The sequence below is a fragment of the Rodentibacter sp. Ppn85 genome, assembly GCF_001999335.1.
In the GTDB taxonomy this organism is placed as follows: Bacteria; Pseudomonadota; Gammaproteobacteria; order Enterobacterales; family Pasteurellaceae; genus Rodentibacter.
This window is the reverse complement of the sequence record NZ_MLHS01000062.1, coordinates 1-13,378: the sequence shown is the minus strand read 5'-3', so window position 1 is coordinate 13,378 and position 13,378 is coordinate 1. Positions and strand designations below refer to the sequence as shown.

Genomic DNA, 13,378 nt, shown 5'->3' with positions numbered 1-13,378 from the left:
TTACGTTAAACTTTTCGCATCATCAATAAGAAATAAGTGCCGCCCACTAAGGTTGCGACTAACCCCGCGGGAATTTCGTAAGGAAATAAAAGTTGTCGCCCGATCCAGTCGGCAATGAGCATAATGGTGCTGCCAAGCAGTGCGGAAATGAGTAATTGTTGCCGTGCTTTATACACACCTAAAAAATGGCTTAAGTGTGGCACAAGCAAACCGATAAAGCTCAATGGGCCGATCATTAGGGTGGCAAGTGCAGTTAAAAAGGCACTAAAAATAATCAGTATCCATCGAGTGCGTTTGATGTTCAAACCAAGGGCTTGTGCCATTGGGGTTTGAAGTGATAATAAATCCAGCCAACGGCTAAAAATCAAACTCATCGCTAATAATACTAATGTCAATAAAATAAACGGTATGGCAAGATTCGGATCGGTATTTTGTGTCGAACCCGAAGTCCAGCTGATTAATTGATTCGCACGCGGATCACCGGTGGCGACGGCAAGACGTTGAAGCGTGTCGAACAGGGCGGAAAGGCTAATCCCTGTCAGTAACACTTTTTCCGGCAGCATTCCATTACGTTGATTAATGGCGGCTAGAATCATTAATGCAATAAAGGCACCACTGATACCGGCAAGCCAAAACCAAACTGTTGCTTGGGCGGAAAAAATAAAGAGTAGGGCGAGAACGCCCATGCTTGCACCTGACGATACGCCAAGTAATTCAGGGCTTGCCATCGGGTTTAAGGTTAAACGTTGTAATAACACGCCTGCTATGGAAAGCAAAATTCCGGCGCAAATCGCAATCAATATGCGTGGATAACGTAAAGCGAGAATCTCCAAATCAAAGGCATTATCGGGAACGAGGAATTTCCATTGTGGATGGAATGCGTCTTTACCAAGACAAAGCGCAATAAGCAAACTGAGTGCAAACAAGGCAATTATCAACAGGGTAAAGTGCGGTCGATATTGGCGGGGTTTTTGTGGGGCTGCGTCTGTCAAACGTCCGCTATGCGGGAGTGTGCGGAACATCAACCAAAGTAATAACGGCGTGCCAAGTAAAGCCGTGACTGCGCCGGTCGGCAGGCTGATTTGAGCGTAAAAATTGATGATTTGCAAGACTAAATCGGTGATCGCCAATAGCAATGCGCCGACGATAAAAGCAGAGATTAATTGCCACGTTAAGGTGCGAACGCCCAGTTGGCGTACGACGGTGGCTGCGGCTAATCCCACAAACCCGAGCATGCCTACTGCACTGACGACGGAAGCGATCAAATAAGCGCTCACCACCACGCCGATAAAACGGAGTTTTCCTACCGGAACACCAAGGCTTTTAGCGTTATTATCATTTAAGGCAAGCATCGTGAGCGGGCGGCGTAAGGTAAAAATTAAGGCAAAACTCACCGCACTTTGCACAAACAGTAATTGGCTGTCGTGCCAACTTTCCTGGACTAATGAGCCGGCGCCCCATTGTGCCAAACCGCGTGATTCTTCAGGGTAGAACAACATCATCATACTACTGAAAGAACCAAAATAGAGGTTCACCACAACCCCGGCTAAAATCAATAATAACGGAGACATTGTTTTGCGTGCTGCAAGGGTCATCACCAATAGCAGACTGAATACCGCTCCGGCGAGGGCAATAACGCTTGAACCGTATTCCAATAAAGTTGGCGCAAAAATAGCGACTAAAAATAGGCTGAATTGTGCACCGCTGTTAATGCCCAGCGTGCTGTCGGAGGCGAGCTGATTCCCCATTACTTGTTGTAATAATAGACTGGCGAAGGCGAGGCTTCCTCCGGCTAGTAGAGCAATGGCAATGCGTGGAAAGGTATAGCTTTGTATTAACAATAAATCAAGATTATTGGTGAAATAAAAAAGCGCAAAAATAGGATGATCAATAGGAAGTTGCACATTCAACAAGAAACCGGTAAGCACAATGAAAATGCCACTTAACACAAAAATGAAAGCCAGACCGCGATTTACCATGTTTCACCGCCCTGTAATAAGCCGTTTGCAAACACAGTGATAAAGCGTTCTGCGGAAGGTAAGGCGCCGAATGTCCAAACGGCAGGTAAAATCAAGGGTTCTTTCGCCATTGGTAAATGCTGCCATAAGGTATTATGCGTGAGTGCCGAGGCAATATTATTCGGATAGGGTTTAATCACCACAAATCGTGTATTTTTTGACAATTTTGCCAGCTCGGTAATCTCGATATTTTGAAAGCCCCAATAGTTCACGTTATGGGGATAGGCATTTTGAAAGCCAAGTTGCCGAATCACCGCACCGAGCAGACTGTTTTCGCCATAAATGCGCAAATGGCGTGTATCAATAAATTGTACCAACGCCACAGGGCGATCCGTAAAAGGCATTAAGTGCGGTCGATATTCGGCAATTTTTTTCTGATAATTTTCAAGTAAGGTTTGTACGGCTTGTGGTTTACCGATGATATTGCCGATTTGTTGGGTCGCCGCCACGATGTTATGCCACGCATTTCCTTCTTTATAAAACTCCGCGTTGTAGACTTTTCCATACGCAGATAATTTCTCATTCAACGCTGCATAAAAATTGCTGTGAATAAACGTCAGCGGTTGTGCATTTAGGGAATGTGACAAGGTGGAAATCAGTTCAAAATTAGGCTGTAAACGGACACCTAAATCAACTGTATTTTTAGGCAATGCTGGTTCCATCACCCAAGTTTGATAGCTTTTCACATCGCCCACGGCAAGTGGTGCTTCGCCTAGCGCAATTAAGGTTTCCGCCACCGACCAATCCACCGTCGCATAACCGGCTTGCGATTCGCCGGCCGATACTTGCAGGCAGCCGAAAAGTGCGGTCAGAATCGTGAGCGTTTTTTTAATTAGGTGCGGCATATTAATAAAAACTCACAGGACGATGGGTTTCAGGGTGTTGGATCACATTGAGTTCAATGCCGTAAATTTGTTGTAATGAGGTCGTATTGACAATATCGTGGGCATTGCCTTGTGCTAATAATTTTCCACTGTGCAAGGCGACTAAATGATCACAAAAACGGGCGGCAAGGTTGATGTCATGAATGACAATGATGATGCCAAGGTTTAGTTCACGACTCAGTTGGTGAATCAGTTGCATGACTTCTACCTGATGAGCGATATCTAAGGCAGCTAAGGGTTCGTCAAGCAATAAAAAGCGGCTTTCTTGTGCTATCAACATCGCAAGCCAAACTCTTGAACGTTCCCCACCGGAAAGGGTATCGACTAATTGAGTGGCAAATTTTTCGGTATGGGTAAGTTGTAAAGCTCGTGTAATGGCTTGTCTATCCGCCTCCGTTTCACGCCCAAACAACCCATTCCACGCGTAACGCCCCATGGCGATGAGTTCTTTTGCCATCATATTGGTGGCTTGTGGCAAATGTTGCGGTAAATAAGCCACCTGTTTGGCAAAATCCCGACTATTCCAGTGCTGAATAGAATGATTATCCAACAAAATATCGCCGCTAGAGAGACGTTGTTGTCGTGCCATTAGCTTGATTAATGTTGATTTACCGGAACCGTTATGCCCGATTAACCCATAAACCTTACCGTTTTCAAAAGAGAGGGAAGTCGGGTGGAGCAGTGTTCGCCGGGGAATTGAAAATGACGCTTGCCGAAGTTGAAACACAAATTATCCAAAAACTACAAAAATTGGTACAATTTTATTTGAAAATTATTCTTATTTCAAGTTTGGGGTGTCACTCATAGTAACGGACTGAATAAAAAGAACAAGCGTTCAATAATACGATTATAAAAGGGACGGGACAGCCATTTTTCTCGATCCAGACGATCTGAATTTGCGATATAGCCCTCATGCAGAATCGACACTTCATTAGCAAAGGCGAAATCTTCTACGGCAAGTGCCAGTTCAAAATTTAAGAAGAAACTGCGTAAATCCATGTTCATTGTACCGACTAAGACGAGCTTGTTATCAATAAGCACGCTTTTAGTGTGTAATAAACCTGCTTTAAACTCGTAGATTTTCACGCCGGCAGCAAGGAGATCGTCAAAAAAGGTACGGCTTGCCCAACTCACCATAAGGGAATCATTTTTCTTCGGTAGAATAATTGAAACTTCTACGCCCCGTAAGGCGGCGATGCGTAGAGCTTCGGCAATACTGTGGCTTGGCACGAAATAGGGAGAAGTGATGACAATGCTTTGTCTTGCGGCATAAATAGCTAAAGCTAAACTTTGCGGCGCAAGATCATCGGGGAATGCCGGGCCGGTGGCGATCACTTGAACGGAGTGTGTGTCATAATCATCAATCGGCACAAGCGGACAATTTGGTAAAAATAATGGCAATTCAACACCGGTTTCTATTTCCCAATCCCAAGCGTGTAGGCTGTTTAATACGGCTGATACCGCGCCATTAACCCGCACCATAATATCTACCCAACTTCCGACTTTGCTATCTTGTTTGAAAAAGGCAGGATCCACCATATTCATACTGCCGGTATAGGAAATTTGATTGTCAATAACAATGATTTTTCGATGTTGGCGCAAATCAATCCGACTAAAAAACATCCTAAATAAGTTAACATAAAGGGTTTCGACAATTTCGATGCCTTGCTTGCGTAACTCTCGACATTCTTTACTTTTTAGAAAAGGGCGACTTCCCACGGAATCTAATAAAATGCGGATTTCCACCCCACGTTGTTTGGCCTCCGATAAGGCTTGACTTACTTTTTCCACCATGCCTTTGTTCGACCAAATATAAAACACCATATTAATGGAATACTGCGCTTTTTGAATATCCTTGATAAGACTGTGAATAATGCTTTCAGGCGTGTCTAGAATATGCAATTCATTGTCTTTAATACAAGGAATGCCTAGGCGTTGATAATTCAGATCAAAGAGCGGTCGGTATTGTAGATTTTTGGGCGTACTGACGAGAGAAGATTGTTGTGATAAATGAGCCAGCCACTTTCTATATTTCGGGTGTAACGTTTTGAACGCCTTGGCACGTTTTGTACCTAATTTTATCTCGCCAAAAATTAGATAGGCAAAGACGCCGATAAGCGGCACTAAATAAATGATCATCAGCCAAGAAAGAGTGGCGGAAACCGCTTGTTTTTTTACGAGCAAACGCAAAGTAACAGAAATCACTGATAGCCAAACTATCATTGGGACAACATAAACCAGTATAATATGTTCAAAACTCATGAGATTTTAACCGCACTTATGGAATTCGACATTCTTTATCAACACCGTGATTTTATCATTATTTATAAACCTTGTGGCGTAAGCGTGCATAAAGATCGGGAAACCATTGGTCTAACCACGCAAGTGGCGAATCAACTTGGTATGGCAAAAGTGTGGTTGGTACATCGATTAGATAAAATTACATCGGGGCTATTAATTCTTGCCTTAAATGCGGAAAGTGCGGCTGAATTTTCGCGACTTTTTGCCGAACATAAAATACAGAAAACTTACCTTGCGTTAAGCAATCAAAAGCCGAAAAAGAAACAAGGTCGGATTATCGGCGATATGAAAAAAGCCCGTAATGGTGCCTGGAAACTTTGCCAAAGCAAAGAAAATCCCGCGATTACCCAATTTGAAAGCATTAGTTGCGAACCGAATTTACGCTTGTTTATCCTTAAGCCCCAAACCGGCAAAACCCATCAATTACGGGTTGCTATGAAAAGCCTTAGCAGCCCGATTTTAGGCGATGATCTCTATGGCAAAAACACAACTGAAGTTGACCGCACTTACTTGCACGCCGCAAGGTTGGAATTTGAATTTCACGGTGAAAAATTTGATGTGAGAGCAATGCCGAAAGAGGGGGAATGGTGGCAAAAGGAATCTGTGATAGCAAAAATAAATGAAAAGCCATTTTTCGGAAAGGGCAAAATCCCTGTATAATACTTCACAATTTTTACAAACAGGAACTTAAATGAAATTTATCTCTTTTAATATTAATGGGTTGCGTGCACGTCCTCATCAATTGGAGGCAGTGATTGAAAAATACCAACCGGATGTGATTGGTTTGCAGGAAATTAAAGTGGCTGATGAGGCTTTTCCTTATGAAATCACGGAAAATTTGGGTTATCACGTATTTCACCACGGACAAAAAGGGCATTATGGTGTGGCGTTATTGACCAAACAAGAGCCGAAAGCCGTTCGCCGTGGTTTTCCGACGGATAATGAGGATGCGCAAAAACGGATCATTATGGCGGATTTGGAAACGGATTTTGGTTTATTGACGGTAATTAACGGCTATTTCCCGCAAGGCGAGAGCCGCACCCACGAAACCAAATTTCCGGCAAAGGAAAAGTTTTATGCGGATTTACAACGTTATTTAGAACAAGATCACGATAAAGCCAATCCGATTTTAATTATGGGAGATATGAATATTAGCCCGACGGATTTAGATATTGGCATTGGTGAGGAAAATCGCAAGCGTTGGTTGCGTACCGGAAAATGTTCTTTCTTGCCTGAAGAACGCGAATGGTATCAGCGTTTATATGACTACGGCTTGGAGGACAGTTTCCGCAAATTGAATCCAACGGCAAATGATAAATTCTCGTGGTTTGATTACCGTTCAAAAGGCTTTGATGATAATCGTGGTTTACGTATTGATCATATTTTGGTGGATCAAGCATTAGCGGAACGCTGCGTTGATGCCGGCATTGCCTTGGATATTCGGGCAATGGAAAAGCCTTCCGATCACGCACCGATTTGGGCGGAATTTAAATAGGAATAAAATATGGATATGGCAAATTGGCAGAATTATCGTTCCAGTGTGAATGATATGCCTGCCGTGTTTACCGCAAACATTGAAAACATCGATCGATTTCATGGTAATAATTGCAATAAAATCGTGCAGTTCGCCATTAATTATGAGAGTGATGAGAGCGGGCTTCCGTCGGAAGAGGAGTACGATAAACTTATTAATCGTATATTCAAAATTTTGGCACAATTGACCGCACTTCCTAATGTGTTTTTTGCTGGACATTTTATTTGTAACGGACAGGCTAAAATGCATTTCTATTGTGAGCATTCGGAAATTTTAGTTGAGACTTTATCACAAATTGATTTTGTGGAAGAGGTGAGTGTTCAAGAGGATCCCAATTGGGATATTTATTTTGATTTTTTACTTGCTTCACCGCTTGAGATAAAAATGAATGCCACCGAAGAATTGTTAGGTTTATTGCAAAGTAAAGGGCGTGATTTAAGTGATACTTATCTAGTGGAACATAGTTTTCATTTCGATGAAGAACAGAAAATGTTTCCTTTTATGGATGAATTGAGCTTAGGCGATCATTCCTTTTCCGCATTGCAATATTCGGCACAACCTATTCAGTTTAATGAAGATGACGAACCTTATTATTTAGTCAAGCTTGAGCAGGAATTATCCCTTGATAATGGCGAGATTTTTGAACAAGTCGAAAAATTTGAAAAATTAGCCCAACAATTTATGGGAGATTATATTGGTTGGGAATGCGATAGTTTGATGGATGATAATAAACAGTTGAATTAATGTCCCGTTTTGACGTTTTGACCTAGGGTAAATGTTACCCTAGGTTACGTATGGATTTAACCCTTTTGAGGCTGTTTTAATAGACAACAGTTATTTTACCCAAGTGACAATTTCATCCATCGCTTTGCGGGATTTCTTCGTAATATCGCGGGCGCGGTAGCCAAATGTTGCGGCAACGGATACGCCATATTCATTCGGATCAAACAAGCCTTCTTCAGCAAGCGCCTGATTCATTAAGTCATAATGGAAACCTTCAATCGGGCAGGAATCAATTCCCATCGCCGCCGCACCGGTCAGCATATTGGCTAGGGCGATGTAAGTTTGTTTACTGCACCAGTCGAATAAAGTGCGGTCACTTTCCAGCAATTTCATATCGTTTTCTTGCAAGGTTTTGTATTTTGCTAAGGCTTGTTGTTGCTGTTCTTCCGTCAGCCCTTTACGAACCATCACGTCAACAAAAAACGGGCTATCATAGCGTGCGTTTTTCTTCGCCAGTAAAATCACCAGATGGCTACAATTGTCCAACTGATTCATCATGCCCCAGCTAAATGGCTTGATTTTATCTCTTAACGCTTTGTTTTGAATCACTAAGAGTTTCCAAGGCTCTGATCCCACAGAACTAGGGGAAAGGCGTGCACATTCCAAAATGGCATGGAAATCTTCATCACTGATTTTTTTACTCGGATCGTAATAACGGGTTGAGCTGCGTTGATTGAATAATTCAATAATTTCTTGCGCAGTAAGTTTTACCATATTTTCCTCTCTATTAAGTTTCTCTATTTATCGATTTTGATTAGCTGTGAGCTAAACATAGTCGATTTGTTTCGGAAAGCCAAGTTCAATGTCTAAAGTGCGGTCTGTTACAACAACATTTTGTCGATTGGCAATAAAAAATCTTGAGGTCATTGTTTTCTCTCCATGATTTAAGAAAATCTCTATAATCGAACGATCCAAGAAAATTTCCACTGTGCGAAGAGCGGCGATTTCACAATAACGTGTCGTACCAAATTTTTCCATTAATTCCGTTTGTTCGGATTGACTGCGATCCAAACAAATTAAGCCGTTTTGATAGGATAACTGCAAGGTTTCACCTTTTTCATTAGTAAAGAAAGACAATTTGAATGGCTGATTTTCTGCATCAAATTTCAAATAGGCACGATCCAAATATTCAATCGTAGCTTTTTCTTGCAGGGTTTGTGCAGAAAGTGCGGTTATATTTTCATAAATTTGGGCAATAGGGCGTTGATATAACCGATTATTTTCAATACGCACTTCGCGTGGCATAGTGAGAGCGGAATGCCATTTAAATTTATCTGTCGGATAAGTTAAATCCGGTAAGCCGATCCAACCAAACATAATGCCGGTTTGTGAATGATCTAAACCGCTAAAAGTTTGAGGAGCATAAAAATCAAAGCCTTGATCCAGTTCGGCAATATGCTCTGCGATTAATGTATTATCGTTTAGTTGTCCAAGCGCATAAGTAGCGTGATAGTTATTTTGGAATTGATGTGCTTCACGATCTTTACCTTGCGGCGACCAAATAAAAAGATCTTTATTAGCCAATTTCAGTAAATCCGGACACTCCCACATAAATACATTGTGGTTATTAAAGGCAGGAATAGACAGTTCACCGATTAAGCGTGGCATATCATCCAAATGATCCATTTCAAAAATAATTGCCGTACCGGTCAGATTTTCACGTTGTGCACCGCAGACAAAGCGGATTTTCCCTTCTTTTGTCAAGTAAGGTTTGGGATCGCGCACATGCTCGGTATAGCCTTTAGGGGCATTTTCAATTAATGGGCGTTTGCTAAGCAATTTACCGTCTAAATCAAAAATTGCTAGATTTTGGTAAGGCACACGTTGGTTATCGCTTGCACGACGGGTATTGCCGGTATAGAACATGGCTAATTTATTACCTACTTTTAACGCCCCTCCGGAATAGCAACCGTGTGATTCAAATAATTCGCAAGGGATCAAATCGTCGGCGGATTGATAAGATTGAAAATCCTTTGTGACGAAATGTTTCCAATGTTTCATGCCATGTATGGCATCGAAAGGAAACCATTGATAAAAAAGGTGATATTTTTCGCCGTCAAAAATAAGCCCGTTAGGATCGTTTAATAGCCCTGTGGGTGGCGCAAGATGATAAACCGGATAGAAATGCTTATCGGTTTCTACCGTTTTACGTATCGTATCGAGTTCGCCTTGTTCTGCTGCAAGAATACTTTTGTATTTGCCGTTGTTGAAGATAATCATCGTTGTCCTATTTGGGATAAGTTTCGTTTAAACAAGCATAACGAGCGTTCATTTTTTCCGCCCATGATTTTAGTGATTCCATCGCGGAATGTTTTGTGGCGTAGGTCCAATCATTGCGAAAGAGCAGAAAATCAATGACGCAAACCGTATTTAGCGTACCGATATTGAGTGCTTCACCGAATAAATCAATGGACTTTTGAATTGCTATGAGGCTTTGTTCGGTACGTTGGAAAATTTGTTGATGGCGCTCTATCCACCATTCCGACTGAGGGCGTAGGCGCTTTTCCGGTATAACGGATACTTCATTTTCTAAAATACCATCGGCTAAATAATGTAAACGGAGAATTTGCCAACGTTGTTCGCTATCGCCATAAAGCGAAGGTTGCGAACCTAAATGATCGAGATATTCTGCGATCAGCGAACTGTTATATAACCATTCGCCGTTTGCCGTTTGAAGTGCAGGTAAGCGCCCGAGAGGGGTGTCTTGATTGTGTGGGGAATGTTTATCCATTCCACTGGTCGCTTGTAATAATTCAATCTGATTTTGTAATTGGTGATAATAAATCACACTGCGTACTTTTCGAACGTAAGGGCTGGAATAGGAATACCATAGTTTCATAAAAATACCTCCATTTATGACCGCACTTAATAGGAAAGTGCGTGAAATATGAATTCACACACCTTGAGATTAATTCGCCAAGAACTCGGTTAATTGTGTTTTATTTGGTAAAGCGGACATCGCTCCTTTTGCGGTTGTGGCAAGGGCACCGCAAGCATTGGCTTGGCGTATAATTTTCACTAGTATGTCGTTTTCTTTCCAATTTTCGTATTGAGAAAGTCCGGCTAATAATCCGCCTACAAAGGCATCGCCTGCCCCTGTTGTATCAACCGGTTTCAAGGCTTTACCCACTACCACATCTTTTTTACCGGCAAGATGATATAAAGCTCCCTCTTTGCCAAGGGTGACGATAATCAGTTTTTCCGGATAAAGTGCGGTAATTTTTTCAAAGGCTTTATCAAGACCGTCGGTATTAGTTAAAAGTGTAAGCTCTTCTTCGGAGAATTTTAATACGTCAGCTAACGCCACGGCTTCCATCACAACGGTCTTCATTTCCTCTAGGGTTGCCCACAGCGATTCGCGTAAGTTGGGATCAAAAGAGAAGAAACCGCCCGCCGCTTTAATTCGGCGAATCGCTTCAAAGGTAGCCTCACGAGAGGGATTATTAATCAAGGCGATAGAGCAGCAGTGTAACCATTCACCGTTTTGAAAAGGGGGCAAATCGGTTGTTTGCAAGAATTGATCCGCACTTGGATTGACCATAAACGTGAAACTGCGTTCGCCATTATCCAATCCGACAACGACAGTTGAAGTTCGATGTTGCGGATCTAAAATCATATGGGCGGTATCCACATTTTCAGCATTCAACGTTTCTTGCATAAATTGACCTAAGGGATCATTTCCTACACGCCCGATAAAGGCGCTTTGTCCGCCTAAACGGGCTACGCCTACCGCTACATTTGCCGGTGCGCCGCCGGCACAGCGTAAATAATGATCTTTGCCGTCAGGAATTAAATCGACTACGGCATCGCCGGTTACCCAAATTTTCTGGCTCATAGTAATCTTCCTTATAAAACAGACTAGGGAGTAAATCATTTTAGAAAATAACCGCACTTTAAAAAGTACGGTTATTTCGCAGGGTATTTTATTATTCTACTGTCACACGGGCAAATTTACGTTTACCTACTTGATAAACATTTGTACCTTTTGGTGCGTTTTCTTTTACATTATCAACTTTTTCACCGTTGATTTTGACACCGCCTTGTTGTGCGGAACGAATCGCTTCGGAAGTGGAAGGTACCAAACCCGCTTGTTTTAATAACGTTGCTAAACCCATTTCACCGATAAAAGTAAATTCAGGCATTTCGTCCGGCATTGCTCCTTTTTGGAAACGATTGATGAATTCTTGTTCTGCTGCTTCTGCGGCTGCTTCATCGTGGAAACGGGCAATTAATTCTTTAGCGAGTAAAATTTTGACATCACGCGGGTTTTTACCATTTTTTACATCGACTTTTAGTTGCTCAATTTCAGCTAATGGACGAAACGAAAGAAGATTATACCAATCCCACATTAACTCATCGGAAATCGACATTACTTTACCGAACATATCATTCGGAGCATCGGTGACACCGATATAGTTGCCAAGGGATTTTGACATTTTTTTCTCGCCGTCTAAGCCCACAAGTAATGGCATGGTGATCGCCACTTGCGGTTTTTGCCCGGCTGATTTTTGTAATTCGCGACCAACCAATAAATTGAATTTTTGGTCGGTACCGCCAAGTTCGACGTCCGCATCTAATGCCACGGAATCGTGCCCTTGTAATAGAGGATAAATAAATTCGTGAATCGCAATAGGTTGATTATTGGTAAAACGTTTTTTGAAATCATCACGTTCCAGCATACGGGCAACGGTATAATTACTTGCCAGGCGAATCATTCCTTCCGTACCCAACTTACCTAACCATTCGGAATTAAAGACGATTTTGGTTTTTTGCGGATCAAGAATTTTGAAAATTTGCTCTTTATAGGTTTCTGCGTTGCGTAGTACATCTTCGCGGCTTAATGGAGGACGGGTGGTATTTTTACCGGAAGGATCGCCTACCATACCGGTAAAATCACCAATTAAGAAATAAACTTCGTGACCAAGTTGTTGAAATTGGCGTAACTTGTTTAGCACAACGGTATGCCCTAAATGAATATCCGGTGCAGTAGGATCTGCGCCTAATTTTACTTTTAATGGGCGATTTTCTTTCAATTTTTCAATTAAATCCGTTTCGGAAAGAATTTCATCGGTACCCCGCTTCAGCTCCGCGAGAACAGTGTTAATATCAGTCATTATTTATTTCCTAATTATGATTTTGAGATAGTTTATTATAGGGATTCTAAAAGATTTGTGAATAAAAAAATGATGTTTTTAGTTCGTTAAAAACTCATTTCATATCAATGCGTTATTAGTAGTAAATGTTAGGAGAGTTCCAAAATTATGAGGCGTGTTGCGAAACTAGATTTTAGTAGATGAGATAATTTTATCCTTGTGGATGTAACGTTTTGTCATTTATGGAGAGATATGCCCAAGTTATTTTTGTGTCGTTTCCGTACTAAAGGAAAGGAATTTATCAAAAGATACATAGATCACTTTTCGACGATCTTCTTGCGTCTGCCTAGTTCATTTTTGCATGATCATTAACAATCTACAGTCTTATTGTTAATAGGTTTTGTCAAGCCTACCATATCTGGGGTTATCCTATATTTTAGTAACCACGAGATAGAATGGAGCATACCATCGTTACTATCATAGTTATTAAAAACGGCGGTCAAAGGCGATTTAATACCAAAAATTACGATAAGAGAAATGCGGAAAAGCCTTACGTTATAGAACAGATATGTTTGAAGTATGATAGGGATCGCTTAATTGCGAGATAGTTTTACTATGGCAGAAATGCACTATTTTAATTATCCTCTTGAATTTGAATCTAAATAATAGTTAGCAGCTTTAACAAGCTATTGTTAAATCACACCTCTTACATTTATACTAAGCCGTATAAATCCATCTCAACTTTAAATTAAGAGGACATTTATG

The 13,378-nt window shown here is 41.5% G+C and carries 12 protein-coding genes; 3 read left to right on the top strand and 9 right to left on the bottom strand.

Features of this window, described 5'->3' with window-relative positions; all coding sequences use genetic code 11:
- Positions 1-5: 5 nt before the first annotated feature.
- From fhuB to cls, 4 genes are all read right to left on the bottom strand, one after another.
- Complete coding sequence (fhuB, locus tag BKL51_RS10095; RefSeq protein WP_077466553.1) at positions 6-1,979, bottom strand: Fe(3+)-hydroxamate ABC transporter permease FhuB; 1,974 nt, start codon at positions 1,977-1,979, stop codon at positions 6-8.
- The gene (locus tag BKL51_RS10090) at positions 1,973-2,863 is read right to left on the bottom strand and encodes an iron-siderophore ABC transporter substrate-binding protein (protein ID WP_077466552.1); all 891 of its coding nucleotides are present in this window, start codon (positions 2,861-2,863) and stop codon (positions 1,973-1,975) included. The genes fhuB and BKL51_RS10090 overlap by 7 nt, the downstream gene beginning before the upstream one ends.
- A 1-nt stretch (position 2,864) precedes the next feature.
- Positions 2,865-3,629, bottom strand: coding sequence for an ATP-binding cassette domain-containing protein (locus BKL51_RS10085; RefSeq protein ID WP_077466551.1), 765 nt, complete (start codon positions 3,627-3,629; stop codon positions 2,865-2,867).
- A gap of 74 nt (positions 3,630-3,703) precedes the next feature.
- A complete protein-coding gene (gene cls / locus BKL51_RS10080; RefSeq protein WP_077466549.1) occupies positions 3,704-5,164 on the bottom strand; it encodes a cardiolipin synthase in 1,461 nt (486 codons plus the stop codon).
- Between the two features lie 18 nt (positions 5,165-5,182).
- Between cls and BKL51_RS10075 the strand changes: the two genes are divergently transcribed.
- From BKL51_RS10075 to BKL51_RS10065, 3 genes are read left to right on the top strand one after another with little or no spacing between them, the layout of a single operon-like run.
- On the top strand, positions 5,183-5,863 hold the full coding sequence (locus tag BKL51_RS10075) for a TIGR01621 family pseudouridine synthase (RefSeq protein ID WP_077466586.1): 681 nt from the start codon (positions 5,183-5,185) through the stop codon (positions 5,861-5,863).
- Positions 5,864-5,894: 31 nt separating this feature from the next.
- Complete coding sequence (xthA, locus tag BKL51_RS10070) at positions 5,895-6,698, top strand: exodeoxyribonuclease III (protein ID WP_077466548.1); 804 nt, start codon at positions 5,895-5,897, stop codon at positions 6,696-6,698.
- A gap of 9 nt (positions 6,699-6,707) precedes the next feature.
- Complete coding sequence (locus tag BKL51_RS10065; RefSeq protein ID WP_077466547.1) at positions 6,708-7,481, top strand: TIGR01619 family protein; 774 nt, start codon at positions 6,708-6,710, stop codon at positions 7,479-7,481.
- Positions 7,482-7,571: 90 nt separating this feature from the next.
- On the opposite strand, the gene BKL51_RS10060 is transcribed toward BKL51_RS10065, so the two are convergent.
- The 5 genes from BKL51_RS10060 to tyrS all read right to left on the bottom strand — a co-directional run bounded on the left by BKL51_RS10060 (position 7,572) and on the right by tyrS (position 12,634).
- A complete protein-coding gene (locus tag BKL51_RS10060) occupies positions 7,572-8,234 on the bottom strand; it encodes an NAD(P)H-dependent oxidoreductase (RefSeq protein ID WP_077466545.1) in 663 nt (220 codons plus the stop codon).
- A gap of 51 nt (positions 8,235-8,285) precedes the next feature.
- A complete protein-coding gene (locus BKL51_RS10055; RefSeq protein ID WP_077466544.1) occupies positions 8,286-9,740 on the bottom strand; it encodes a glycoside hydrolase family 32 protein in 1,455 nt (484 codons plus the stop codon).
- Positions 9,741-9,747: 7 nt separating this feature from the next.
- Positions 9,748-10,359 (bottom strand): glutathione S-transferase N-terminal domain-containing protein, encoded by a 612-nt coding sequence (locus BKL51_RS10050; protein ID WP_077466543.1) that lies wholly within the window; start codon positions 10,357-10,359, stop codon positions 9,748-9,750.
- 69 nt (positions 10,360-10,428) lie between these two features.
- Complete coding sequence (locus tag BKL51_RS10045) at positions 10,429-11,355, bottom strand: aminoimidazole riboside kinase (protein ID WP_077466542.1); 927 nt, start codon at positions 11,353-11,355, stop codon at positions 10,429-10,431.
- A 91-nt stretch (positions 11,356-11,446) separates the two neighbouring features.
- Entirely contained in the window at positions 11,447-12,634 is a 1,188-nt protein-coding gene (gene tyrS, locus BKL51_RS10040; protein ID WP_077466541.1) for a tyrosine--tRNA ligase, read from the bottom strand.
- Between the last annotated feature and the right edge of the window lie 744 nt (positions 12,635-13,378).

Bases quoted from the DNA above. Each gene is read 5' to 3' on its own strand.
- BKL51_RS10045 (WP_077466542.1), bottom strand. From the start codon at position 11,355: ATGAGCCAGAAAATTTGGGTAACCGGCGATGCCGTAGTCGATTTAATT.
- BKL51_RS10065 (WP_077466547.1), top strand. From the start codon at position 6,708: ATGGATATGGCAAATTGGCAGAATTATCGTTCCAGTGTGAATGATATG.
- xthA (WP_077466548.1), top strand. From the start codon at position 5,895: ATGAAATTTATCTCTTTTAATATTAATGGGTTGCGTGCACGTCCTCAT.
- tyrS (WP_077466541.1), bottom strand. From the start codon at position 12,634: ATGACTGATATTAACACTGTTCTCGCGGAGCTGAAGCGGGGTACCGAT.
- BKL51_RS10050 (WP_077466543.1), bottom strand. From the start codon at position 10,359: ATGAAACTATGGTATTCCTATTCCAGCCCTTACGTTCGAAAAGTACGC.
- BKL51_RS10060 (WP_077466545.1), bottom strand. From the start codon at position 8,234: ATGGTAAAACTTACTGCGCAAGAAATTATTGAATTATTCAATCAACGC.
- BKL51_RS10055 (WP_077466544.1), bottom strand. From the start codon at position 9,740: ATGATTATCTTCAACAACGGCAAATACAAAAGTATTCTTGCAGCAGAA.
- fhuB (WP_077466553.1), bottom strand. From the start codon at position 1,979: ATGGTAAATCGCGGTCTGGCTTTCATTTTTGTGTTAAGTGGCATTTTC.
- cls (WP_077466549.1), bottom strand. From the start codon at position 5,164: ATGAGTTTTGAACATATTATACTGGTTTATGTTGTCCCAATGATAGTT.
- BKL51_RS10090 (WP_077466552.1), bottom strand. From the start codon at position 2,863: ATGCCGCACCTAATTAAAAAAACGCTCACGATTCTGACCGCACTTTTC.
- BKL51_RS10075 (WP_077466586.1), top strand. From the start codon at position 5,183: ATGGAATTCGACATTCTTTATCAACACCGTGATTTTATCATTATTTAT.